The following is a 23,230-nucleotide window of genomic DNA, read 5'->3' on the forward strand; positions in this document are numbered from 1 at the left end:
GGAAGGTGAAAGATGAGAAGGCCACACGGAGGGTGAGTGCGGCCACTTCGATCGGTGCATCCGTCTCTCAACGAACGCTTGGGCGGAATCGCATTCTTTCAGCACGCCGGTTCGCGGAGAACCAATCGCGACTGATGGAAGCCGGGACTGCTCACTCGTTCCAACCGTGAGCGTCTTGCACGCTGAGCATGGCTTCGAGAATGTCGTTCCAGGTTTCTGGTTTGTGCATGACGTCGTTGGGGAACATGCAACCGTCCCAACAAATGTGCTTGCAGGTTTGCAAGACATCGCCGTGTTCGTCTCGCAACCAGTAACCCGCGTCCTTGGCGATTTCCAGTTTGCCGTTGGGGTCTTTGGGCAAGCAGTGACGACCGGTCTTGTCGTGGCTGCCGGTTCCGTGGACGGTCGCATCGTTTTGGGCGACATGAAAATCGATGGTCCATGGACGCAGTGCATGCGTCAACTCTTTCAACGCAGCCGCTTTCTTGTCCGCATCGGACCAGTCGAAGTCTTGCGGCAGAATCGCGTCTTCGGGTGCGTTGTAGCCGAGCAAGTACAACAAGGTGTGTGCCATGTCGGCTTGGAAACCAAATCGCTCGGGATGGCCAACTCGCTCCAACAGATCAACCATCTTTTTCCAAGAGTGCATGCCGCCCCAGCAGATCTCACCCTCGGCAGCCAAACGCTCGTCGTATTCCTCTGCGATGTCCGAAGCCGCTTTGAAGGTGTCCGCGATTCGACTTTGCGATGCATCGGGGTCTTTCACCCAATCGGCAACCCCCATGGCGCTATCCAAACGAACGCTGCCGTAAGGTCGCACGCCCAGTTCCCGCAGCTTCTTTCCAATCTCGCAGCCTTTGCGAACCTGCTTCAGAAACGCCTCGACCTCTTCGGGTCCGCCGCCCGCACTTCCGCCGCCGGTGGGCTCCCAAACCGGAGCCACGACGGTTCCGATCACCAAGTTTCGACTACGAACCTTTTCGGCCAACGCTTCCAATTCGGCGTCGTCCGCATCGATCGAAACGTGCGGCGAGAACAGGAACAAATCGACTCCGTCGAACTTGCGACCGTCGACTTCCGCAGCCGCGGTCAGGTCCAGCATTTCATCCAACGGGATCACTGGATTCTCATCGTCGTCGCCTTTGCCGACCACACCAGGCCAAGCAGCGTTGTGCAATTTAGGATACGAATTCGGGTGTTCGCTCATCGTCGGGAAACGCCATTCTCAGGAAGGAAGCACTCAGTTTAGACGGGAAGTATCGACCGAATCACCAATCAGCTTGACCAGCCAACGGCTGAATGCGGCGTAGAAATCACTGTTCCCGAGCCACTAGGGTGGGCATTGCGTCCGCTCGTTGCAAGAACCCTTGAGCGGTCCGCGCAGAATTGTCAGCAAGGATTCGCGCCGTGAAGCGGCCAACCGGAGAATCAACCTCGAATCATCCGGCGAACTGAAAGCGGTTTCGAGGCAACTCAGCGTCCCAGATAACTCAGCGCCCCAGATAGGCGTCGAGCTGCTCGGCTTTCCGCATCAGATACGGCACGTGCTCATCGGTCACCTGAACCAATCGCTGCAACTGGCGAAGCTGGTCCTGAAATTCTTGATTGAATTTTCTTTGTTGCTCGTCCCGCCAAGTTTGCTCCAACTGGTTCATCTGCGCGGACAGCCCCGTTCCTCGCTGTCGCAATTCTTCTGCAAACCGAGCCAACTGCGACGCGAATTGACGAATCTGATCGGGGTCACCAATGGCTTGATTCATTTGATCGTTTCCAAGGATTGTCGATAAATTTCCAAGCTCGCATCCAACCCGTGACGCTCGGCCAGATCAACCAGCAACGTCAACGCGGCAACGCGAGTCTTTTGAGGTCCCACCACGGACCGTCGGATGGATGCTTGCCGCAGGGACTTCATCGCGGCCATGTCCTGACTGAGCAACAACTGACACCGACCGGTCAGCAGATATGCCCCCGGTGAATGCGATTCGCAATCCAGCAGTGGCTCCAGCTCGTCCATCGCTTCGTCGTAGCGTTCCAAATCATACAGGGCTTCGCCAATGACCATCCGCAGATAAGTCAGCGACGGATCACGACCCAGCCGCGCACGACAAACTTTGAGTCGGCAGTTTGCCCAATCCGTGGTCGCGCGTTCCAGGTCTTGGTCCATGGACGAATTGCCCAGACGCGACGCCAAGTCACGCACTTCGACCAACTGCTGAACGGATCGAGCCAGTCGTGCTTCTTCCAGCTCCCAGATCACTTTGGAATCGTCGGGAAAGATCTCATGAGCCTGCTCCAAAATTTTCGCGGCTTGCAGCGGGCGGTTTTCTTCTCGGTAGATCGACGCCAGTTCCAGATAGCTGTCGATGTCCGTTGGACAGGTCTTCAGGTGATGCTCGAGATGCTGCCGACGCGTGGGCGCGGCCGATGATCCGGTGGCGGTGGCATCGCCTTCATCGTTCGTTGAAGTTGCGGTCATGAAGCACACACACGTGAGATGGACTCAATGGCGATGGAAGAAACCATCGCGCGAAACCGAACGTGACATCGGTTTCCAGAGAAGACTTCCAGTATGGATGAACGCCGACACGATTGCAAAATCGCCCCGCACAACGTTCTCCTTCCCAACCAGGGGGAAGAACTTCCCGCCGGAGTCACGAAACACGGCGAGCAAACTCGTTTTCGGCTATGATTGGACGTCACGAACGAAGCGAATCTCGCTTGGAGATCCCAACCGCTTGGTTCGCCCGCCGCGGTTCCCGCACCCACCATTTTCGCGTTCCCTCCTTCCCTCAACGCGTGCATGTCTGTCCCTCGAATTTTCCTCCTGCTCCTTGCGAGCATTGGAGGCGTTAGCGTTTTTGGTGACGACCCGTTGGAGTCCACCTTCCAACAGACCGTCCAGCCGTTTCTACGCACTCACTGTGTCGAGTGCCATGACTCGGATTCGGCTCAAGGCGACTTGGACCTGACGACCGATCAAAATGTCGACGATGTGGTGGGTCGATTTCGTCACTGGGCAGTGGTGCTGGAGCGATTAAGAGCGGGTGACATGCCGCCGGAAGATGCGGGCTCTCAACCCAGCGACGAACAGCGACAAGCAATGATCCGCTGGATCGAAACTCTGAAGCAGGCGGAGGCAAAACGCACGGCCGGCGATCCCGGGTTGGTGCTGGCGAGACGGCTTAGCAGCGCCGAATACAACCGCACGATTCGAGACCTGACGGGTGTCGACATTCAACCCGCGGCGGATTTCCCGATCGACCCTGCCAATGAGGCGGGCTTCGATAACTCGGGTGAATCACTGACGATGTCGCCCGCGTTGTTGAAGAAATACTTGCAAGCCGCTCGCCGTGTTGCCGATCACCTTGCGATCACGCCTTCGGGACTGGAGTTCGCTCCACATCCAGTGATCACCGAAACCGACCGTGACAAGTTCTGCGTCAACCGCATCATCGCTTTCTATCGTCAGCAGAATGTTCGCTTGGAAGACCACCTGTTCGTCGTTTGGAAAGCCCATACCGACGACGATCAATCGATCTCCCAACTGGCCAATACACATCGCGTCAGCCAGCGCTACTGCCACACACTCCACGACGCACTGGCAAACGGTTCACGCTCGCCCGCGGATGATGAGACCCTCGAATCAGGCCCCATGACTGCGCTGCGTGCAATGTGGTCGGAGGTCATCGAGTCCTCCTCCAACGAGACCGAAGCACGAGAATCCTGCCAACAAATGGCAACGTTCATCGAAGGGTTTCGAGAACAACTGGTGCCGGAGATCCCAAACCTCACCGCACCCCAAATGAATCCAGGGTCACAACCGCTGGTGCTTTGGAAGAACCGACAGTTTGCCGCGAATCGACGTCGTTTGGCCACCAAGCGTTTGCAACCGCTTCAGGAAAGAATCGGATCGTTTGATGCTTCGGACTTGAGTGTGCCGGCTGCAGATCAAGTCGCCAACCTACTCTCGTTCCCCGAAACCGAGAAGCCGCAAGAATCCTATGTTGAAGAGCTCAAGCGGTTCTGCAATCTGTTTCCCGACCGCTTCTTTGTCTCTGAGCGAGCCCGAGTGTATTTGGACGCCAAAGACGAAAAGAAGAGGGGACGCACGGGACGCTACCTCAGCGCTGGCTTCCACAGTCAAATGGGATACTACCGCGATGACGCACCTCTGTATGACTTGATGCTCACCGACGAAGAACGCACGACCTTGGATCGTCTTTGGGTGGAACTGGACTTCGTCACCTCAGCGCCGATGCGTCAGTACGCTGGCTTCATCTGGTTCGACCGAACGGATTCGAAATTCATGCGTGACCGCGTGTTCGACCGATACCGCGCGGAAGACAAGGATTGCATCGCGGAGGACAAAGTGCGTGGGCTCTGCGATGCTTACGTCGCCAAGGCCGAAAAAGTGGGTGCCAGCGATAAAGCTCTCGCGGCGATTCGCAGGTACTTCGACGACATGTCGAAAACCTTCCGCTCGCTTGAAACGCTGAAGCAGCAATCGCAACCGGTGCAGCTCGAAGCCGTGCTGGAGTTTGCCGAGCGAGCCTACCGACGACCTTTAACGAATTCGGATCGCGAGGAAATCCTTTCGTTCTACCAGCATCTGCGAACGGAAGGCGAACTGGATCACGACGAATCCATTCGCGATTGTGTGGTTCGCATCCTGATGTCGCCGCACTTCTGCTATCGCATCGACCCGGCATCCTCGAGTCAGGATGGCCAGGTCCAACCGCTCGATGGTCACTCGCTCGCAAATCGGTTGAGCTACTTTTTGTGGTCCAGCATGCCCGACGAGCCACTCATGGAATTGGCGGCGCAGAATGCCTTGCAAGATGCACAAACCATCGCTCGCGAAAGTCGCCGGATGCTTCGGGATCCCAAGAGCCACGACTTCATTCGCGAATTCATGGGCAACTGGCTGAACTTCCGGCGATTCGACCAGCACAACGGTGTGGATCGAGAACGGTTCCCTCAGTTCACGGACAGCTTGCGTTTGGCGATGCTGGAGGAACCGCTTCGTTTCTTTGCCGACGTGGTTTCAAATGATCGGTCGATTCTCGATTTCCTGTACGCGAATCACACCTTCGTCAATCGCGAACTTGCTGAGCACTACGGCGTCACCGACGCGGAGTGGGACACTTTGGTTTCGGAAGCCGGTGCGAGCGAAGTGGCTGAAAAGGACCGATGGACCCTACTGCCGGAGGCCGGACGATGGAATCGAGGCGGATTGCTTCCGATGGGTGTTTTCCTCACGCGCAATTCACCCGGGCTTCGGACCAGTCCGGTTCAACGCGGCAACTGGGTCGTGCAGCGGGTGCTCGGCGAGCACGTTCCAGCTCCGCCGGCGGAGGTTCCCGAATTGCCCGAAGACGAAAGCAAACTCGGCGACTTAACGATCCGCGAAGCCCTGGCTCGTCACCGCGAGCACCCAAGTTGTGCGGGATGCCATGAACGAATTGACTCGATGGGATTGGTGTTCGAAGAATTCGGCCCCATCGGTGAACTGCGCGACCGAGATTTGGGCGGGCGCAAGATCGACGCGAAGGTGGTGTTTCCCGACGGCAGCCACGGTGATGGCATCGACGGGCTGAAGGACTACATCCGACGGCAACGAGAAAATGACTTTGTCGATCATTTCTGCCGAAAGCTGCTCGCCTTCGCCCTCGGACGTTCCCTGCAACTTTCCGATGAATCCTTGATCGCCGACATGAAGACCAACTTGCGAGCCAATCAACATCGTTTTGACGCAATGGTCGACACGATTGTGACCAGCCCCGCATTCCGAAACAAACGGGTTCAAATGCTCGCAATCGACTCAGCGAGTCCCCACCACCCACCTGCCAATCAGCAACCTGCCACCGAAACGGAGCCTTCGCCATGAATCCAGCACTCAATCGACGAACGTTGTTACGCGGTGCCGGTGTCGCGATGGCGCTGCCATGGATGGAATCGATCCCCGTATGGGGACGTGAAACCATGGTCGGTAACGACGCGGCGGAAACGCCGCAAAGGTTTGCCGCCTTGTTCATGGGATGCGGTATCAATGCGGATCACTGGTGGGCCAAGGGCGAGGGCACCGACATGGAATTGGGCAAGAGCCTGACTCCCATGGAACCTCTCAAACACAAGATGAATTTCATCACCGGTCTGTTCAATGAAAACGCGACCGGTGTTGGGATTCACCCAGGTCAAACCGGAAACATTCTCTCCGGTGCGTCGCTCAAAAAGGGTTCCGAACTTCGAGGCGACATCAGCATGGACCAAGTCCTTGCCAACCATTTCCAGGACGAAACCGCGGTCCCCAGTTTGGTGCTCGGTTGCGAACAACCGGTGACGGGTTACCACGAAACCAATTTTTCGATGGCGTACAGCTCGCACATCTCGTGGCAGAACGCAACGTCGCCGGTGCCGATGGAAGTTTATCCATCGCTGGCCTTCGACGCGCTGTTCGACAACCAAGGCAGCCGCCGCAATGAAAGCATTCTGGATCGCGTTGGCGAAGACGCCGAATCATTGCGTCGTCGGGTGAGCGTTGCCGACCGAGCCAAGCTGGAAGAATTTCTAAGCAGCGTTCGCGAAGTGGAGAAACGAGCCGCTTCGATGCGAGCCGCTCACTCCAAGGCCAGTTCAAGAGCCAAGGACCAGGGCAAACCCATTCAAGCGATGAAGCGTCCTGACGATGGTCTGCCGGAAGACATCCGTGAACACATGCGATTGATGTGCGACATCGTTGCCTTGGGATTCCAAACCGACAAAGCCCGCGTGGCAACGTTGCTCCTCAACCGCGACCTTTCCGGTCTGTTCTATCCCTTCCTCGATGTGAAGTCGACTCACCATTCGGCCTCGCACAACGATCGCTCCGATGAGTACGAACGGATCTCCAGGTACTACTGCAGCCAGTACGCTTACTTGGCAGGGAAGCTGGAAGCGATGCCGGAAGGCGACGCGACCGTCCTGGACCATTCGTGTTTGTTGTTCCTGTCCAGCATGTGGTCCGGTAACGCTCATGATTCCAGCAAACTGCCGGTGCTGCTGACGGGAGGCCTTTCCGGCAAGCTTCCAACCGGCCGCGTGCTGGACTACCTCGACCAAGACGACTCGGACCGCAAACTTTGCAGCCTCTATCTCTCCATCATGGATCGAATGGGGGTTCAACTCGATGCCTTCGGAGACGCCACGGAGCGTCTCGCGGGACTCTAGCAACGCGTCTCACTTCCCGGCATACCAAACGCCTCGTCGCCATTGGTGAAGTTGCAGTCGTTGCAGGAATTCGGCGGGCAGTGGCGGCAAGGCTTCGGTGGCGACGTTGAGATCAACCTGTTGTGGATTTCGCATGCCGACGATGACGGTGTCGACCGCGGTGGGTGACATGGCGAATTGAATCGCAGTCGCCGCGAGCGAGTAGTGTTCCTCCAACCCGAACTCTTTGAGCTCGTCCTGGATCGCGGACACGCGATGGGCGGTTCGCTCCATCCGATCGCCCGCGAAGAAACCGGATCGGAAATCTTCTTCGGGAAACTCATGGTCCGCCGCATACTTCCCGGTCAACGATCCTTCATCGAGCGACACACGAACGATAACGCCGGTGCCAGTTTCTTCCGCGACGGGAAACAACTGAGCGGCGGGTTCCTGTTCAAAGATGTTGAACACGACTTGAACAACATCCACCAAGCCATCACGCATCAACTGAATCACGCAGTTTTGATCTTGCTCGGGAGTGCACAGGCCGATGCGGTTGATTTTGCCTTCCTGTCGAAGTTTCTGAAGCACGAGCAACGGTTGCGGGTCGTCGTTCCACGCCGCGGTCCAAGAGTGCAGTTGCAAGAGATCCAAACACTCGACGCCCAGGTTCTTCAAACGCTCCTCCACATTGGCGCGGATGTAAGCCGCACCGTAGCGATCCTTCCACTGGCAATAGGGGCTTGGCGGCCAGGGGCCTTCGGACGGTGGCGTTTTCGTCGCCACATGAATGCGTTCCCGCAAGGACGTGGGCAGTGTTTTGAGGAATTCGCCGATCACCTGTTCGCTGCGTCCGTCACCGTAACCCGGTGCGGTGTCGATGAACGTGATCCCATGCTCGATCGCCTGTTTGAGAGCCGCCAAGGATTTGGAGTCGTCCTGCATTCCCCACTGACCGCCAAGTGCCCATCCACCGAAACCGAGCCGGGAAACCGAGAAACCATCGTGGCCAAGGGAGACTTGTTTCATAGCAATCGTTTCACGTGGAAGGGTTTCGCGGGTGAAGAAATTCGGGTTTGGAAAGCCGTGACGATAATCGGGCCGGTTCGTTCGACTCAAAAGGAACTTGTCCGCTTTCGAGATGAACCAAACTGATCGTCTCAACTGGAATCACGCTACCGTCCGAAATCCTTTCTCAGCGGCGAACCGAGGGTCTTGGTTGGTCCGGTAAGTAGAATCCCAGGCAGGTGCAGTGGTGCGAAATTTGTCTAACATCCCGCGTTTGTCGATCGTCGTTCCTCATGGCGGAAACGACGCGGCTTTCGAATCCTCGCTCGTAAGTGTCTTGCAACATCGACCAGATGGCTGCGAAGTGATTGTGCCCCATGACGGGAGCTATGACGACCCGTTTGAATTGGGCGATGAAGTCCGCTTCGTGGACAGCGCGTCGACGAGTGTCTTGCGTCAAATCGCAGAAGCCGCCGAGTTGTCGATCGGTCGTTTCATTCACGTGGTGGCTGATGGACACACCGCCACCGAGAACTGGACCGAAGCCGCGCTCGCGCAATTCGAGGGCCATGAGACCGGCGTCGTCGTTCCCGTGGTGCGCGACACGGACTCCCAACGCATTGAACATGCGGGTTGGCGGAGCACCGCAACGACCGCCTGCGAGATGATCGGTTTCGATGAGAAGCAGGTATCCCAAAAGACGATCGTTCGCGTGGAAGGTGCGTTCTTGGCGACCTCGTTCTGGCGGCGCGATTTGTTGCGATCTCTGACAGCCACCTACCGAGGCAACGACACCATCGAAGCCTCGCTGGTTTATGGCCTGGCAACATCGGACGCGGGTTGGCGATGCGTGGTGGCAACCGACAGCGAAATGGGCCTCGACTTAGAAGCCGATCTCGTTGACTACGACTTGCGGATTCAACAGAACCAACGTCGACTGCAAGCCATCGTTGATCACTATCGATCGGGCGGATCCGCAGGCTGGGCTCGCGGAATCCAGCGTCTGATTACGACTTCATTGGCGGGCGCGTTTCGTCCATCCAGCATCACTGCGGGAATTCGTCGCCTGTCGACACCTTTGGCGGCCAAAGCGATCGCTCGAACGCTGCACACCGAAGGCGTGTTGTCGGTCGACGACAATCCGGAAACGCTACCGATGCCATCCATGCATCAAGAACCACTGCGTCGCGCCGCTTGAGTGCCTCTTGTCAAACACGCAGGATATTTCGCGTCGGGTAGTTCATTCGAGGCGACACGGCTGCACTCCGAGCGTCGGCGATCAACCATCGACGTTCCGCCGTTGCTACTCCGGAACGACTCGCAACACCAAGTTGTTGCGGTGGATGACGTTCTCGTAGGGCCGATGACCGAGAATCCATTCGATTTGCTCGCTTGGTTTGCCAGCGATGCGAGCAACTTCGTGACTGCGGTAGTTGGACAAACCACGCCCGAATTCGACGCCGTCCGGACCGACCAATCGCACCACGTTGCCATGAGCGAAGGTCCCTTCCACGCGCACGATGCCGATTGCCAGCAAGCTACGGCCTTTTTTCTGCAACGCATGCACGGCACCGGCATCCAGATGCAGCGTTCCCGCCACGTTGGCCGAACTGCCAATCCAGCGACGACGACCTTTGAGTGACCGCTTGGGCGGTACGAACAAGGTTCCAACGGCTTCGCCCGCGAAAATCCGATCGAGCACCGTGTCGTCTTTACCGGGGCCGATGATGGTGGGATGCCCGTGTGAGTTCGCCAGCTTGGACGCGCGAAGCTTACCGCCCATGCCTCCTTTGCTGACGGTTGAAACCTCGTCATCCACCATCGCCATCACGCCGTCGTTGAGTTCGTGAACCACGTCGATGCGTTGGCTGTCGGTTTCGTCGGGATGCCCGTCGTAAAGACCTTCGACATCGGTCAATAAAATCAGCAATGCATCGTTGAACAACCCCGCGACTTGGGCAGCCAATCGATCATTGTCGCCGAACGTCGTTTTCAGTTCCGCGACCGCGACCGAATCGTTCTCGTTGACGACGGCAATCGCATCCAGCTCATTGATCCCCGACAGCGCGTTCCGCACGTGCAGGTATCCACTGCGACGCCGCAAGTCGTTGCGTGTCAGCAAGACCTGAGCCGCATGCCGGCCGCGTTTTTGCAACGACTTTTCGTAGGCCCCGATCAAGTCCGCTTGGCCGATCGCGGCAATCGCTTGCAGGGATTTCAGATCGGTTGGACGTTGGGACAGCCCCAACTTGGCCACACCGGCACCGACCGCACCGCTGCTGACCATGATGGTTTGCCGACCACTGTCGGCGATTCGGCAGAGTTGTTCCGCGAGTCGATCGACACGCTGCAGGTCAAGTTTTCCATCGGAAGTGGTGAGTACCCGAGTGCCGACTTTCACCACAACACACTGGGTGGAGTCGATGACTTGCTGCCGGATCACTCGGTCGTCGAAATCGGAGGATTGATTCAAGGTGTTGATTGCAATTCAGCCAGTTGGTGCATGTCGTCTTTCAAGCTGCCGTACAACGATTGGTAGACAGGAAAGAGCTTGTCATAAGTTTTCTTCGCGGATCGATCCGCTTTGGTTTCCGCTGCCACTTCGATCGTGGCTTGGCACGCCTGAGCGATATTCTTGTACGCTCCATCGCCCACGGCGGCTAGGAGCGCGACGCCAAAGGCGGGCCCCTGTTCGACCTTCAGGGTCGTGATTTTTTTGCCAAAGACGTCCGCCTGCATTTGACGCCAGAAAACGTTCTTGCTTCCGCCGCCGCTGGCACGAATTTGACGCACGGGAACACCGAGAGACTCGATAATTTCCAGACTGTCACGCAGTGCAAACGTGATGCCTTCCATCACCGATCGCGTCATCGCCGCTCGATCATGGGTCAAATTCATGCCCACAAAGGCGCCGCGTGCGTTGGGGTCGGCGTGGGGTGTGCGTTCGCCATTCAGGTAGGGCAGGAACAACATTCCGCCGCTTCCCGCAACGGCCTTTTCGGCTTCCTGGGTTGCCGCACCGAAACGCTTCGCGGCAGGAATCCCCGCCAACCCTTGGACCACCTGATCCACCCACCACTGGAGCGATCCGCCACTGGTCAGGTTGACGCCCATCATGTGCCACTTACCACGCACAGCATGACAGAAAGTGTGCAGTCGACCGGATGCATCGACGCTGGGTTCGTCACTGTGCACGAACATCACGCCGCTCGTGCCAATCGATGTGCTCAACAGGCCTTTCTTCACGATGCCATTGCCGATCGCTCCCGCGGCACAGTCACCCGCACCACCAACGACCTTGCAGTCCGTCGTCAGCCCCAGTGCTTTGGCGGCTTCGCTGGTCAGCGTTCCGGTCACGTCTTCGGATTCGACCACGCGAGGCAGCAAGTCTTCGGACAGATCCAGTTTGCTGAGCAAGGACTTGGACCAGTTGCGATTTTTGACGTCCAACAACAAGGTGCCGCTGGCGTCACTGACTTCGGTGACGTAGTCGCCAATCAAACGACGTCGGATGTCATCCTTCGGCAGCAAGACCTTTGCTAAGTTTCCGAAGTTGCGTTTCTCGTTGTCACGCATCCAAAGGATCTTGGGTGCCTGAAATCCGGTCAGTGCTGGATTGGCGACCATGCTGATCAATTTTTCACGCGACCCGGCGGCGGACGTGATCTGCTCGCATTGCTCCGCGGTGCGTTGATCGTTCCACAGAATTGCGGGGCGAATGACTTTGTCGTCGCGATCCAGGAACACCGAACCGTGCATTTGGCCCGACAAACCGATCGCTTTCACATCGGACTTGTCCACGCCAGATTTCTTCATCACGGCGCGAACGGTTTTCTTGGTTGCTGTCCACCAATCTTCCGGATCCTGCTGCGTCCACCCCGGCTTGGGCTGTTCCATGGGATACTCGGCATTGGCTTCGGCGATCACGTTGCCAGTCTCATCAATCAGCAACGTTTTTGTGCCGCTGGTGCCAACATCAATTCCGAGATAGTGAGCCATGGGGATTGCTTCAGTGCAGTAGAAATCAGAGGAGGTGAAAAGAGCCGCCGCGATCATGCGAACTGGCGAGCAGTATACAACGTACTTGCGTTTTCAACTACGCAACGTTGCCATCTCAGTTGCCTTCCCCTCTCTTCGCTGACGCACCACGGGTCCCCAGATGCCTGCAAACCACGGCTCGACCAACCACACATCGTCCACCGTGGACGCTCCCCGTCGCGACACGCAAACTCGGGAAACGCAACAGGCAATAAAGCAACAGATACAACCAACCAAAGAGGGTCCGCCGACGCTTCCAACCCCGGGGTGGCCTCGTCGACATTTCCTGACACTTGCCGCCGTCTCCGGAGTCGCCGCCGCGACCGGTTGCCGTCCGAAAAATGCCGCTGACGTTCAGCAGGCGAAGTCCAGCGTTCGGACGGATGTGCCATTGCGTTTGGTTTGGACGGGCACCGACGACGAAGCCGAAATCGTTCGCCGCACCTGGCAATCGATCAGCGAGCAACCGCTGAAGATCACCGTTGCGAAAACGGATCCGGGTGACAAGGCGGACTTTTGGGAACAAGCCTCCAAAACCGATGTGCTGGTTTATCCTCTCGCGCAGATGGGCGAACTCGTTTCTCGTGAATTGGTGATGGCGAACTTGGGCTCGTCCACTGGCTCGGGCTCGCTTACCGGCTCATCGTCAAACAGCGCGAGCGATGAGGACGCATCGACCCAAGCGGCGGCAGCACCTCCCGCGATTCGAGTCGCCATGAACTTCGGCAACGAGTCCATCGGCAAGTGCCTGGGTGGTGCGTTGCCGGCCTTGCTGCTCGGCGAACAAGCAAGTAGCGACGTCGCAGGTGCGAACTCGATGACGTGGAGCCAACTGCAACAACTCGCCGCCGACAGGCCTGGTAAAGTCGCCGAGCCAACGGCGCCCGGTTGGGCTGGCATCGCTTACCTATGGCGTTTGGCCAGCGTCATCCAAGCCACGTGGCTGTTTGACCGAGAAACCTTGGAACCGTTGCTGACCGAATCCGACTACGTGGACGTCCTGCAGCAGATGGCCGACATGGCCAAGCACGCCCCCGAGTCTGCCATGACCCCCGGCCAAATCTTCCAAGCGGTCAGCACGGGTGAGTTGGTGGCGGGCATTGGATTCCCAGAACTCGCCCCGCAACAAGACGCGGATGCGGAAACCTCGGGATCACCCGCTGGCATCGGGAATGTGCAAGTCAAAGCCATGCCAATCGCCGACGCCTCCAACCTGGAATCTGACACGCTCCAACTGGAACGCACCGGACGCGTGATGTTCGCTCCCCAAACGCTGGTCGGTTCATTGGCGGAGTCGTGCCGGCAAACCGCTGCGGCCAACCAGTTTCTGAACTGGCTGGCCGGTGGAGAAGGAAGCGAACCGTTGTATCGCTCGGTCGGAGGCTTGCTCGCACCATCCGCTGCGACTGGCCCGGATGACGCCGCCGGTGGCAACTATCAACCTTGGCTGAAATCTGCCTGGCAGAATCCCAATGTGATGCCACCGCTCAATCTTGTTGGATCGGATCGTTACCTGCAGGTGCTGGACGCCCAGGTGCGTCAATGCTTGACAGGCCAGCAAACTGCACAGGACGCCTGTGAAGCGATTTCGCAATCATGGTCCCAGCTGCACGACGAACTCGGCGTTAAAAAACAGAAACGGTCGTGGCAGAAGGCACTGGGACTGATCTAATCCCACCTTCCCACGACTGACTCATGGCCACCGCATTGGTTTGGTTTCGCAAAGATCTCCGAACCGTGGATCACGAACCATTGCTGCGTGCCGCTCGCTCGGATCGTTGCTTCGGTGTCTACTGCTTTGATCCACGCGAATTTTCAATGGCGTCGGCTGGACATCCACGAACCGGTGCCCACCGCGCGCGGTTCTTGATCCAGTCCGTCGCCGATCTACGAGAACGCTTGCGAGCTTTGAGCGGCGAGCTGATCGTGCGTGTTGGCAATCCAGAAGAGGTCCTAGCCGAACTGCTGCAGGATCTGGAAATCGATGCCCTGCATTTCCACCATGAAGCGGGCACCGAAGAGTCCGCGACGGCCAAAGCGGTCGAAAAAGTTTGCAACGATCATTCGATCAACGTGCATGCGGTTTGGGGAGACACATTGATCCACCGAGACGATCTTCCCTTCGATGTGCGAGACACCCCTGAACAATTCACGCAGTGCCGCAAGCAGATCGAACGCCGCTGCCATTCTCGACAACCAATCGATGCACCCGAGAAAATAGGCGGTCATTTGCCCAGCCATGTCCCTGCGGGCGAACTTCCGACACTCGCGACGATTGGCTTGACCGCTCCACCGTCAGACGCTCGCGACTTGAATCAGTTCCAAGGTGGTGAAACGGCCGCTCACAAGCGTTTGCAATCCTACCTTTGGGAAGACGACCGGCTGCGCGTCTACAAAGAGACTCGCAACGGGATGCTCAGCCCCAACGACTCGTCGAAGCTTTCACCCTGGCTCGCCCATGGTTGCCTTTCGCCGCGCACCATCGCGTCGGAAGTTCGCCGGTACGAGAAAGAACGGGTCCAAAACGATTCGACGTATTGGCTGATCTTCGAGCTGCTCTGGAGAGACTACTTTCGGTGGATGTCGGCCAAGCACGGTGCCAAACTCTTTCGCAAAGGTGGCCTACGAGAATTTGAATTGCCGTGGAGTCGTGACCGCGAAGCTTTCCATCGTTGGCAGACGGGAACCACCGGGTACCCGTTGGTGGATGCGAACATGCGTGAACTATCCGCCACCGGATTCATGTCCAATCGCGGGCGTCAGAACGTCGCCAGTTTTCTGACGAAAAACCTGGGCATCGATTGGCGTTGGGGCGCCAGTTGGTTTGAATCGCAACTGATCGATTACGACGTCGCCAGCAATTACGGAAACTGGAACTATGCGGCGGGCATTGGCAACGACTCACGCGGCTTTCGGTTCTTCCACATCACCAAACAAGCCGAGCAGTACGATCCCAATGGCGAGTACGTCAAACACTGGCTGCCTGAACTGAGAGGCCTGACCGCGGCCGAGATTCATGAACCATGGAAGCTTTCAGAGGAGCGCCAAGCGGACGCCGATGTCGTGCTGGACATCGACTACCCGCGACCGATGGTGGACCTCCATGAATCAGCCGACCGAACTCAAATGGCCTATCGTCGGGCAAACAAGTCTCACCGATCCCAGCGAAAGGCATCTTGATTGCCGCCTGAGTTCCTGTGCTCACAAGCGACCCAAACGCGTCGTTGAAATCACACGTGTCAATCAACGAGCACGGGTCAATAAACAAAGCGTTCCAGTTTCGGGAACATGGCTTTTAACTCCATCGCTTTGTCTTCTTCCAAGCCGAGGTCGTTGACAAACAAAGTCTGCATTTCTTGCAGCACCTTCAACTCGGGCAAGGCTTCCGGGGCGACTTTGGATTTCCCCAAGTGCAACAAAGTCAGCTTGGGCAATGACGTGATCACGGGGATCGAACCTTCCGTGATGAACGAACAATTGTCTAAGTTCAAAACCGTCAACGAAGTCTTTCCTTCGATTGCTTTCATCGACTCATCGTCGACCTTAGTCAGCCAAAGATTCAGCTTCTGCAAACCTTCGATCTCGGAAATGGCTTGCATGCCCGCCGGGCCAAAATCTGTTTCCGCTAGTTCCAAGTCCACCAACGGCAATTTCGCGATGGGACCAAATGCTTCTCCGGTGATTTTGGTGCCACGTAGTTTCAGCTTGGTCAATTTCGGCAGCGTGGAGATTGATTTCAGCACCTGATCCGTCACTGGTGAATTCATCAACGACACGTCCACCAACTCGTTCAGTTCCGCCAGCACCGCCGCACCCTCGTCCGTCACCGAGGTGTCTTGGAAAGTAACCGCAACCAGAGCGGGCAATCCGGACATGGTCTTTGCTTTCGCGTCGTCGAACTCTTTGCCGTAGACTCGCACGCGACGGAGTTTGGGCAGCGCCGCCAAACGCAACACGGTTCCATCGCCCCAAGCCGCACCGGGCATGAACAACTCCGCCACGTCATTGCTTCGCGAAAGCAATTTTTTCGCGGCGTCGTAGTCACCTTCGCTCACTTCACGAAGATCAACCACGACAACAGCGTCGCCACGCTGTTTCGTTTTGGCTCCGGGGATTTCGTTCCAAGCTTCCGCCAAAGTTGGCGACGAAGCGTTGGCATCCACCGATGTTGTGCTGGATTCGACGGGATCGGCTTCGGGCACCGCACGTGAACCGCAACCGGGCAAGACGGCCAAAGTCGCCATTGCCAATGCGATAGAAAGCTTGAAAGGTTGCATTGATTCTCCTGAGGAACCGACGTGTGGCGTGAAGCGAAGGGGAAGGTGAGAATGGCAACAGTGTAAAGAATTTTCATGGAGCCGATCATGCAACCAATCGATTACGGATTCGACGACGACATGGATGAGGAAGAACCGTTGTCCAACACGTCGCTCGATGGCACCTACGTTTGCGATAATTGCGGCGAAGAAATCGTCATTCCATTGGACATCGCCGCTGGACGGGACCAGGAGTATGTCGAAGATTGTCCGGTGTGCTGCAGCCCCAGCGTGATCCACGTCCAGATCGACAACGATGATGACGTCCAAGTCTGGGCCGAGGCGGAACAAGACCGATACTGAGCAAGCCGCGATAGCGATACGATTCGGGTGCTTGAATCGCGGCGTCTCGAACCGGGCTCCATTGATCGTTGCTCCGCAGCATTCCCATTCTTCAACTGCATCTCCATTCAACGACACATGAAAATCGAAACCTGGTTGACCCCCAACGCAGCGGGCGAATCCGAACGTGCACCCGCATCGGTCGCGATTGTCATTGATGTCTTGCGAGCAACCACCGTCGCAACAACAGCTCTGTCGGCGGGAGCCAAGTCCATCACGACTTGCGGCACCGTTGAAGAAGCCTTTTCTATGAAGTCCGAAGCTTCTTCGGACAACGTGCCGATGCTGTGCGGCGAGCGTGGATGCCAACCGATCGTCGGTTTTGATTTTGGCAACTCGCCGGGTGAGTACTCACCCGCTGGGGTTGGCGAACGAGAATTGATTTTGACAACCACCAACGGAACGGCGGCCATCCTGGCGGCGGAGCAGTGCGAGCACATGTGGCTGGCATGCTTCGCCAATCTGTCCGCCGTGATTGATCGGCTGGTACGTTGGCACACGGCGAACAAAGACAACGAATCAGCGTTTGCTCGCATCGTCTGCGCGGGCACCAACGGATGCGTGACCGCCGAGGACGTGTTGCTGGCGGGTGCCATCATCGCGATGTGCCATCAAAGGCTCGCGGATTCGCCTCGTTTTTACGACGGGCCGATCGAATTGCTGAATGATTCCGGTGCGATTGCTTTGTCCGCTTGGCAGCACTGCATCACGCACGACGGTGTCAACAGTTCCGAGACGCTGGCCGAACGGCTGACCCTCACCCAGGGGGGCAAGAATTTGATCGCGGCCAACTACGCCAACGATCTGGTCGACTGTGGAAGCATCGACGTCTTTGACCTGGTACCAACGCGGGACCAACGCTCACCGGCCCGTTTCGTGGCCGGTTGAGGCTTCTTCGACAAACCATCGCGTGAGCAGAACGCGATCAGGAAGTTGGCGGGAGTGCAAGAACGCTTTCAAATTTCGCCGGGAGTGGAGTAAACTGGTTGATCGTCGAATCGACCTCCAAATTTCACTCTCTTGAACCAATTGTCATCCCATGACGTTTGATTTGAAACGCTCCCTCCGCCCTCTGGGGATCGCGGCAGCCTGCACTTTCGCGGCTGGCCCGTTCCTTCCCGCCGATTTGCTTCCGAATGCTCACGCCGTTGAATCCACGGCCGGTGCCACCGAAGCCGCCACGCTCGGTTTCGCGAAAGAAAAACCTGCTGATGGCCCCTCGGTCGATCTGGGCGATGGTCGCTTCATGGTGCCCTACACCGAAAAAATCCCCGGCACCGACATCACGTTTGAGATGATTCCCGTGCCCGGTGGCACGTTCAACTTCGGCAGCCCCGAAGACGCGGATCCACGCGAAGAAGACGAGGGACCGACCGTCGAGTTGAAAGTGGCTCCGATGTGGGTCGCCAAGACCGAAACGACATGGAAGATGTACAAGGAGTACATGCGAATGTACGCCGTCTTCAAATCGTTCGAGTCCGAAGGCGTCCGAGTCGTCGATGATTCCAATCGCGCCGACGCGATCACCGCCCCGACGGAACTTTACGATCCATCGTTCACCTACGAGTACGGCGAGGACGATGAACAACCCGCCGTGACGATGACCCAGTACGCGGCGCAGCAATACACCAAGTGGTTGAGCTTGATCACCGATCGTCAGTACCGATTGCCCACCGAAGCCGAGTGGGAATACGCCGCTCGCGGTGGAACGGACACGGCTTACAGTTGGGGCGATGATCCCGAAGCCGTCGAAGATTACGCATGGTACTTTGACAACTCGTTCGAAGGTCCCTCTCACGTCGGCACAAAGAAACCCAACCCGTTCGGTTTGCATGACATGCATGGCAACGCCGCCGAGTGGACCGTCAATGAATACACGGAAGAGGGTTATCAGTGGATCATCGATGGTGAGATCAAAGACGCGTTTAACGCCGTCCGCTGGCCCGAAAACCCATGGCCGCACGTCGCACGCGGCGGCAGTTGGGAAAGTGATCCACCTGAACTCCGCAGCGCTTCGCGTTTGGCATCCAACGACGAAGACTGGAAGTACGAAGATCCGAACTTCCCAAAGAGCCCTTGGTGGTTCACCGACGATCCATCGCGTGGCGTCGGTTTCCGCTTGTTCCGCTCGCTGGAACCTTTGACCCGAGACCAGTTGAAGAACTTCTGGGAGCCAACGGCTCTGGAAACCGTCGACGACGTGGACAGCCGCATCTCGGGCGGTCGCGGTGGATGGGGATTGGTTGACAAAGACCTTCCCGAAGCCGCCGCCGAGTGAGCCTCACCCGCAGCAATCGTTCATCCAAACGGCCCGATACTCTCGGGCCGTTTTTTTGTGTCACGATTGAAAGAGGATCAAACGAACAGACGCGATTGTGGGCGTTCGCGTTGTCTCTTATTTCGCCTGGATGCGTAACTGATCCGCGGCTTCGCGAGCTTTGTAGATCGCGGTGGCAGTCGGCCAATGGCTTTTCCCATCGGATTGAACTGAATCAGTCAGGGTCAATGCATAGGGTGCTCGCCATGCTGCCAAGGCATCAACGTCCCCGTACTTCACGATACCGGGAATGAAATGCTCGTGATCCTGATGAAACAAATTCGCGAATTGGAATCCAGCCAACTCCACGTTCGCTTCATCGACAAATGGCCCCGCCAACGCGGCCGCCGGCAAGGCGTAGGCTGCGGTTCCTTCGGGTGCGACCAGCGTGACGTTGCCAGGTGATTGCTGGAAGGCTGCAATCACCGCCAACACGTCGGCACATCGAGTCACGACCAAAGGCCGGTTGTACCCAAACGTGAATGCCGCCGAAGCACGTCGTGGCTGCGGATTAATGCGTTGCTTTCCTTCCGCGGCATCCGTTGGCATGGCCCCAATGTCAATCACCACCACCGAACCATGCGTTTGCAACAACGACTGCAATTCCGCTGATCCCTCGAGGGAAACAGATGCTTCTTCTGGATCAAATTCGGCAGATTGAATCCACAACACCGTGGCTTCATCCGAGTTGCGTTTCCCCTGTTCCCCGGTCGTCCAACGACGAATCGGAATTTCGCGACGACGAGTTGAATCAACCACTTTCCCGTTGGACCAATACACGCCTGATCCATGTTGCATCGGATCATTCAACTGCAAAGAGACATCAGATGAGGTGGGCATTGACGAATCAAACAGGGTCGAAAGGGCAGGACGGACGTTTTGGTCAAATCCTTTCAATGTCGCCTTCTCACCCAAGCCATCCGCCAATGCTTTTTCGTTTTGTTCGGTCCACCACGACAACACCTGTTGCTCGTGATCCGGTCCACGAACGTCGGGAGCGGGATGCTGTTCGTTCCACACCGCACCTTCTTCCTCCGTCAACGCGGGAAAGTCGGTCTCGACAATCGGCGTTTCCAATCCAAGTCGCAAGTGTTCGTTCATCCAGCCGTACATGATTCGGCGAGTCACATAGTTGTAGTTGTGTTTGAACTGAACCAATGATTCGCAAAGAACGTTTTCAGGTTCGCCCAACATAGTGTAGAGCTGACGCAGCTCGGGATAGCCATCATGCATCATGTCCACCGTCCAGTCGTCGGCGGCGGTCATTCCCATCGGCTTGGGAGCCATCAACGCGGCCAATTCGACGTTGCCCGTGTCGATCCGCAGCAGACATGCGTTTTCGCAAGCACATCCGCCCTGCATGGAAGTGGACACCATGCCGTTGGGAAAGCTGACCGCCACGCGTGGTTCCAGAGCACCAAGCATGATCGTTTGAGTCCCACCGCCGCTGCCGCCGGTCACCGCCAATCGATTCAGATCAATGTCCTCCATCGACGCCAAGAAATCGAACGAGCGCAGTGCGTTGTAGGTCTGAAGTCCGTAAATCGATTGCAGCCGAGCATCCGCGGCCGTGCTGAAGAACAATTCCGGTTCCGTCCCCGCCGCAACCACTTCTTCCTCTCTCGTTTCGTGCCTTCGGTGGGCAAAGGAATGGCTCAGTTGCACCGAGTCGGCGTAGCCAACCATGTCGAAGATGAAACTGACGCAGCCCATGCGTGCCAACGTCGCACACCGAGCGATCTTCGGCATACTTCCAGATTCCAGATGCATTTCATCGCCGGATTCGATCAAACGATTCATGGTGTCTGAATCGTTTCGCATCATGCGTCCACCGTGGCCATGCGGGCAGAGCACGGCGGGACGCTTGCCGTCTTCGTTCAACCCCTTGGCCAGATTTTCCCCTGTCGGTCGAAACAACAGCCCGGTCACAAAGTGTCCCGGGACGCTTTCGAAATACACTTTCTCGATTTGAAAGCCATCGCGATCCACGGGTGAATGAATGGTCGCGTCGACGGGGCCTCGCGGAAGCATTGGATGCAACCCCGTTGCCATCGCGACTCGTGTCCGCAGCCGACGCGCTCGTTGTTCCCAATCATCCAGCGTCGGCGGAACTTCAAACGGGAAATGTCCGTCCAGTGTTTTCAGTTCCGGCAAAGCTTGGTCAGCGACAACCGCGGTTTCTGCTGAAGACTCAATTTCCGATGTGGAGTCTTGGGCAAAGACGGCCCCCTCCATCGCAATATCAAGCAGAATGAGGCAGCTCACCATCGTGAGGAGTCGCCCCACCGAACGAAAACGGGCTTTCGTCACTGATTGCATTTTCATCGTCAAGTCTTTCATGTGGGGCTGGATCGGAGGACAGCAGCGTGGGTTCATTCACTCTTTCAACGCGGACTCGATCCGCGCACGCATTCCGCTGATCGTTGGAAACATCGCGAGCACGCCGACCAGAGCGACCAATGCACACAGCAGATTCACCGCCGATTGCGTGAGAAACATCATGACGAAGTTGATGATGGCGGTGCCTTCCAGTAACGCTTGACCAATCAACCTTGCGGTTTGATCGGTCTGACAGAATCGAATCAACGGCAATGGCAACGTCTCTCGTTCAGGCCAATCCGACCACAACCGAACCGATGCAGCGGCGTTGTCAGCCGTCTTCAAACGCAACGCGCCGGCGGACCGAATGATGTGTGGAACCAAAAAGGCCATGACGCAATTAATCACCAAGGCTACCGCGCCGATGGCAACGAAGATGATCTCGGTGGTGTCGTCGCCTTGCGGGTCCGCCTCGGCGGGCGGTGCGGGTTGATCACTGATCATCCAAAAGATGCTTCCCATCACGACGCATCCGGTCACCAATCCGATCGTGATGATGCGTCCTTGGAATGCCCAACCTGCCAACGTGGTTGCATGGGGCCCCGACGGCAGCTCCGTGTTGGGGTCAGGCATCGGCGTGACAGGCTGTTCAGGCTGCATGGATCTTGTCCGCTAAGCTATGGTGATTCACCGAGAAAGAATTTGCGGACGCAATCGTCCTCCGTCCGCTGTTGCCAATGATCGAAGTTTAGCCGCCCGCCAGAACGTTTGCATTGCGTCTGTACTACACCGACCATTTCGAGTTGCCTCTGCCGGAGACACATCGTTTCCCGATGTCCAAGTACCGCTTGCTTCGGCAGCGTGTCGTGGAATCAGAACACCATCGTGACGATGCGTTGATCGTTCCGTTGGCGGCAACAGATGAGCAACTGCAAACGTGTCACACGCTCGATTACGTTTCGCGAGTCCAGTCCGGAGATCTAACATCCCAAGAAATCCGGCGGATTGGTTTTCCGTGGTCTTCCAAGATGGTCGAACGTTCGCGGCGGAGCACCGGCGCCACGATCGCAGCCGCTCGAGCAGCGATGGACGACGGAGTCTCTGCCAATCTCGCCGGCGGCACGCATCACGCCTTCGCGGACGCAGGCGAGGGCTATTGCGTCTTCAACGACGCCGCGGTCGCGATTCGCACCTTGCAATCCGAAGGCCTGATCCAGCGTGCGGTGGTGATCGACTTGGACGTTCATCAAGGCAACGGCACCGCATCGATCCTGACGGGGGACGACTCGGCTTTCACTTGCTCCGTCCACGGCGTGAAAAACTTTCCGCTTCGGAAGGTCCCCAGCGACCTTGATGTCAGCTTGCCAGATGGAACCGGAGATGACGGCTACATGGTCGCGTTGGACGAGGTGCTCAGGACGCTGGATCATCACCAAGACTCACATGGCCGGTTTGACCTGGCAATCTATTTAGCAGGAGCCGATCCGTTTCAAAACGACCGTCTGGGACGCCTTTCGCTGACCATGAACGGGCTCGCACGCCGCGACGAAGCGGTCTTGCAATGGTGTCGTCACAATGATTTGCCAGTGGCAATTGCGATGGCCGGGGGTTACTCTAAAGAAGTCACAGAGATCGTCGATATCCATGCCCAAACCCTGCGTTTGGCGAAGATTTGGTCTCTGGCCCGCTGAGCTACTTGGCCTTG

At 57.2% G+C, this 23,230-nt stretch carries 18 protein-coding genes; 9 read left to right on the forward strand and 9 right to left on the reverse strand.

What is annotated here, in order from left to right; genetic code table 11:
* Positions 1-151: 151 nt before the first annotated feature.
* The 3 genes from LOC70_RS09140 to LOC70_RS09150 all read right to left on the reverse strand — a co-directional run bounded on the left by LOC70_RS09140 (position 152) and on the right by LOC70_RS09150 (position 2,476).
* A complete protein-coding gene (locus LOC70_RS09140) occupies positions 152-1,207 on the reverse strand; it encodes a sugar phosphate isomerase/epimerase family protein (RefSeq protein WP_230253304.1) in 1,056 nt (351 codons plus the stop codon).
* A gap of 283 nt (positions 1,208-1,490) precedes the next feature.
* Positions 1,491-1,760, reverse strand: a complete 270-nt coding sequence (locus tag LOC70_RS09145) for a WXG100 family type VII secretion target (protein WP_230253305.1) — start codon at positions 1,758-1,760, stop codon at positions 1,491-1,493.
* Positions 1,757-2,476 carry a tetratricopeptide repeat protein gene (locus tag LOC70_RS09150; protein ID WP_230253306.1) on the reverse strand — a complete coding sequence of 240 codons (720 nt, stop codon included), beginning with the start codon at positions 2,474-2,476 and terminating at the stop codon, positions 1,757-1,759. Before LOC70_RS09150 ends, LOC70_RS09145 begins: the two co-directional genes overlap by 4 nt.
* Positions 2,477-2,800: 324 nt before the next feature.
* Here LOC70_RS09150 and LOC70_RS09155 point away from each other — a divergent pair, with 324 nt between their 5' ends.
* Both LOC70_RS09155 and LOC70_RS09160 read left to right on the forward strand, forming a co-directional pair.
* Positions 2,801-5,887, forward strand: a complete 3,087-nt coding sequence (locus LOC70_RS09155; RefSeq protein ID WP_230253307.1) for a DUF1592 domain-containing protein — start codon at positions 2,801-2,803, stop codon at positions 5,885-5,887.
* Positions 5,884-7,206 (forward strand): DUF1552 domain-containing protein, encoded by a 1,323-nt coding sequence (locus LOC70_RS09160; RefSeq protein ID WP_230253308.1) that lies wholly within the window; start codon positions 5,884-5,886, stop codon positions 7,204-7,206. Before LOC70_RS09155 ends, LOC70_RS09160 begins: the two co-directional genes overlap by 4 nt.
* A gap of 9 nt (positions 7,207-7,215) precedes the next feature.
* Here LOC70_RS09160 and LOC70_RS09165 read toward each other — a convergent pair whose 3' ends face one another.
* Positions 7,216-8,214: an aldo/keto reductase gene (locus tag LOC70_RS09165; RefSeq protein WP_230253309.1), complete on the reverse strand. Its 999-nt coding sequence runs from the start codon at positions 8,212-8,214 to the stop codon at positions 7,216-7,218.
* 226 nt (positions 8,215-8,440) lie between these two features.
* On the opposite strand from LOC70_RS09165, the gene LOC70_RS09170 reads away from it, so the two are divergent.
* On the forward strand, positions 8,441-9,391 hold the full coding sequence (locus LOC70_RS09170; protein WP_230253310.1) for a glycosyltransferase family A protein: 951 nt from the start codon (positions 8,441-8,443) through the stop codon (positions 9,389-9,391).
* Between the two features lie 105 nt (positions 9,392-9,496).
* Here the strand turns inward: LOC70_RS09170 and proB are convergent, their stop codons facing one another.
* Positions 9,497-10,666 carry a glutamate 5-kinase gene (gene proB / locus LOC70_RS09175; RefSeq protein WP_230253311.1) on the reverse strand — a complete coding sequence of 390 codons (1,170 nt, stop codon included), beginning with the start codon at positions 10,664-10,666 and terminating at the stop codon, positions 9,497-9,499.
* Positions 10,663-12,192: a xylulokinase gene (gene xylB / locus LOC70_RS09180; RefSeq protein WP_230253312.1), complete on the reverse strand. Its 1,530-nt coding sequence runs from the start codon at positions 12,190-12,192 to the stop codon at positions 10,663-10,665. Before xylB ends, proB begins: the two co-directional genes overlap by 4 nt.
* A gap of 160 nt (positions 12,193-12,352) precedes the next feature.
* On the opposite strand from xylB, the gene LOC70_RS09185 reads away from it, so the two are divergent.
* Together LOC70_RS09185 and LOC70_RS09190 are read left to right on the forward strand one after the other, a co-directional pair.
* Positions 12,353-13,903: an ABC transporter substrate-binding protein gene (locus LOC70_RS09185; RefSeq protein ID WP_230253313.1), complete on the forward strand. Its 1,551-nt coding sequence runs from the start codon at positions 12,353-12,355 to the stop codon at positions 13,901-13,903.
* 23 nt (positions 13,904-13,926) lie between these two features.
* Positions 13,927-15,411: a DASH family cryptochrome gene (locus LOC70_RS09190; RefSeq protein WP_230253314.1), complete on the forward strand. Its 1,485-nt coding sequence runs from the start codon at positions 13,927-13,929 to the stop codon at positions 15,409-15,411.
* Between the two features lie 77 nt (positions 15,412-15,488).
* Here LOC70_RS09190 and LOC70_RS09195 read toward each other — a convergent pair whose 3' ends face one another.
* Complete coding sequence (locus tag LOC70_RS09195) at positions 15,489-16,508, reverse strand: leucine-rich repeat domain-containing protein (RefSeq protein WP_230253315.1); 1,020 nt, start codon at positions 16,506-16,508, stop codon at positions 15,489-15,491.
* A gap of 87 nt (positions 16,509-16,595) precedes the next feature.
* Here LOC70_RS09195 and LOC70_RS09200 point away from each other — a divergent pair, with 87 nt between their 5' ends.
* The 3 genes from LOC70_RS09200 to LOC70_RS09210 all read left to right on the forward strand — a co-directional run bounded on the left by LOC70_RS09200 (position 16,596) and on the right by LOC70_RS09210 (position 19,167).
* Positions 16,596-16,850, forward strand: a complete 255-nt coding sequence (locus tag LOC70_RS09200) for a CPXCG motif-containing cysteine-rich protein (protein WP_230253316.1) — start codon at positions 16,596-16,598, stop codon at positions 16,848-16,850.
* A 117-nt stretch (positions 16,851-16,967) separates the two neighbouring features.
* The gene (locus LOC70_RS09205; RefSeq protein ID WP_230253317.1) at positions 16,968-17,777 is read left to right on the forward strand and encodes a 2-phosphosulfolactate phosphatase; all 810 of its coding nucleotides are present in this window, start codon (positions 16,968-16,970) and stop codon (positions 17,775-17,777) included.
* Positions 17,778-17,928: 151 nt separating this feature from the next.
* The gene (locus tag LOC70_RS09210) at positions 17,929-19,167 is read left to right on the forward strand and encodes a formylglycine-generating enzyme family protein (protein ID WP_230253318.1); all 1,239 of its coding nucleotides are present in this window, start codon (positions 17,929-17,931) and stop codon (positions 19,165-19,167) included.
* A gap of 117 nt (positions 19,168-19,284) precedes the next feature.
* On the opposite strand, the gene LOC70_RS09215 is transcribed toward LOC70_RS09210, so the two are convergent.
* A complete protein-coding gene (locus LOC70_RS09215) occupies positions 19,285-21,531 on the reverse strand; it encodes an acetylxylan esterase (protein WP_230253319.1) in 2,247 nt (748 codons plus the stop codon).
* A gap of 51 nt (positions 21,532-21,582) precedes the next feature.
* On the reverse strand, positions 21,583-22,185 hold the full coding sequence (locus LOC70_RS09220; protein WP_230253320.1) for a hypothetical protein: 603 nt from the start codon (positions 22,183-22,185) through the stop codon (positions 21,583-21,585).
* Positions 22,186-22,358: 173 nt separating this feature from the next.
* Between LOC70_RS09220 and LOC70_RS09225 the strand changes: the two genes are divergently transcribed.
* Positions 22,359-23,216 carry a histone deacetylase family protein gene (locus LOC70_RS09225; protein WP_230253321.1) on the forward strand — a complete coding sequence of 286 codons (858 nt, stop codon included), beginning with the start codon at positions 22,359-22,361 and terminating at the stop codon, positions 23,214-23,216.
* Positions 23,217-23,230 lie beyond the last annotated feature (14 nt).

Origin of the sequence: Rhodopirellula halodulae (genome assembly GCF_020966775.1) — a bacterium.
Classification (GTDB): domain Bacteria; phylum Planctomycetota; class Planctomycetia; order Pirellulales; family Pirellulaceae; genus Rhodopirellula; species Rhodopirellula halodulae.

Excerpts from the sequence above, each read along its gene's own strand:
- LOC70_RS09140 (WP_230253304.1), bottom strand. The coding sequence starts at position 1,207 with ATGAGCGAACACCCGAATTCGTATCCTAAATTGCACAACGCTGCTTGG.
- LOC70_RS09145 (WP_230253305.1), bottom strand. The coding sequence starts at position 1,760 with ATGAATCAAGCCATTGGTGACCCCGATCAGATTCGTCAATTCGCGTCG.
- LOC70_RS09150 (WP_230253306.1), bottom strand. The coding sequence starts at position 2,476 with ATGACCGCAACTTCAACGAACGATGAAGGCGATGCCACCGCCACCGGA.
- LOC70_RS09155 (WP_230253307.1), top strand. The coding sequence starts at position 2,801 with ATGTCTGTCCCTCGAATTTTCCTCCTGCTCCTTGCGAGCATTGGAGGC.
- LOC70_RS09160 (WP_230253308.1), top strand. The coding sequence starts at position 5,884 with ATGAATCCAGCACTCAATCGACGAACGTTGTTACGCGGTGCCGGTGTC.
- LOC70_RS09165 (WP_230253309.1), bottom strand. The coding sequence starts at position 8,214 with ATGAAACAAGTCTCCCTTGGCCACGATGGTTTCTCGGTTTCCCGGCTC.
- xylB (WP_230253312.1), bottom strand. The coding sequence starts at position 12,192 with ATGGCTCACTATCTCGGAATTGATGTTGGCACCAGCGGCACAAAAACG.
- LOC70_RS09185 (WP_230253313.1), top strand. The coding sequence starts at position 12,353 with ATGCCTGCAAACCACGGCTCGACCAACCACACATCGTCCACCGTGGAC.
- LOC70_RS09190 (WP_230253314.1), top strand. The coding sequence starts at position 13,927 with ATGGCCACCGCATTGGTTTGGTTTCGCAAAGATCTCCGAACCGTGGAT.
- LOC70_RS09195 (WP_230253315.1), bottom strand. The coding sequence starts at position 16,508 with ATGCAACCTTTCAAGCTTTCTATCGCATTGGCAATGGCGACTTTGGCC.
- LOC70_RS09200 (WP_230253316.1), top strand. The coding sequence starts at position 16,596 with ATGCAACCAATCGATTACGGATTCGACGACGACATGGATGAGGAAGAA.
- LOC70_RS09205 (WP_230253317.1), top strand. The coding sequence starts at position 16,968 with ATGAAAATCGAAACCTGGTTGACCCCCAACGCAGCGGGCGAATCCGAA.
- LOC70_RS09210 (WP_230253318.1), top strand. The coding sequence starts at position 17,929 with ATGACGTTTGATTTGAAACGCTCCCTCCGCCCTCTGGGGATCGCGGCA.
- LOC70_RS09215 (WP_230253319.1), bottom strand. The coding sequence starts at position 21,531 with ATGAAAATGCAATCAGTGACGAAAGCCCGTTTTCGTTCGGTGGGGCGA.
- LOC70_RS09220 (WP_230253320.1), bottom strand. The coding sequence starts at position 22,185 with ATGCAGCCTGAACAGCCTGTCACGCCGATGCCTGACCCCAACACGGAG.
- LOC70_RS09225 (WP_230253321.1), top strand. The coding sequence starts at position 22,359 with ATGTCCAAGTACCGCTTGCTTCGGCAGCGTGTCGTGGAATCAGAACAC.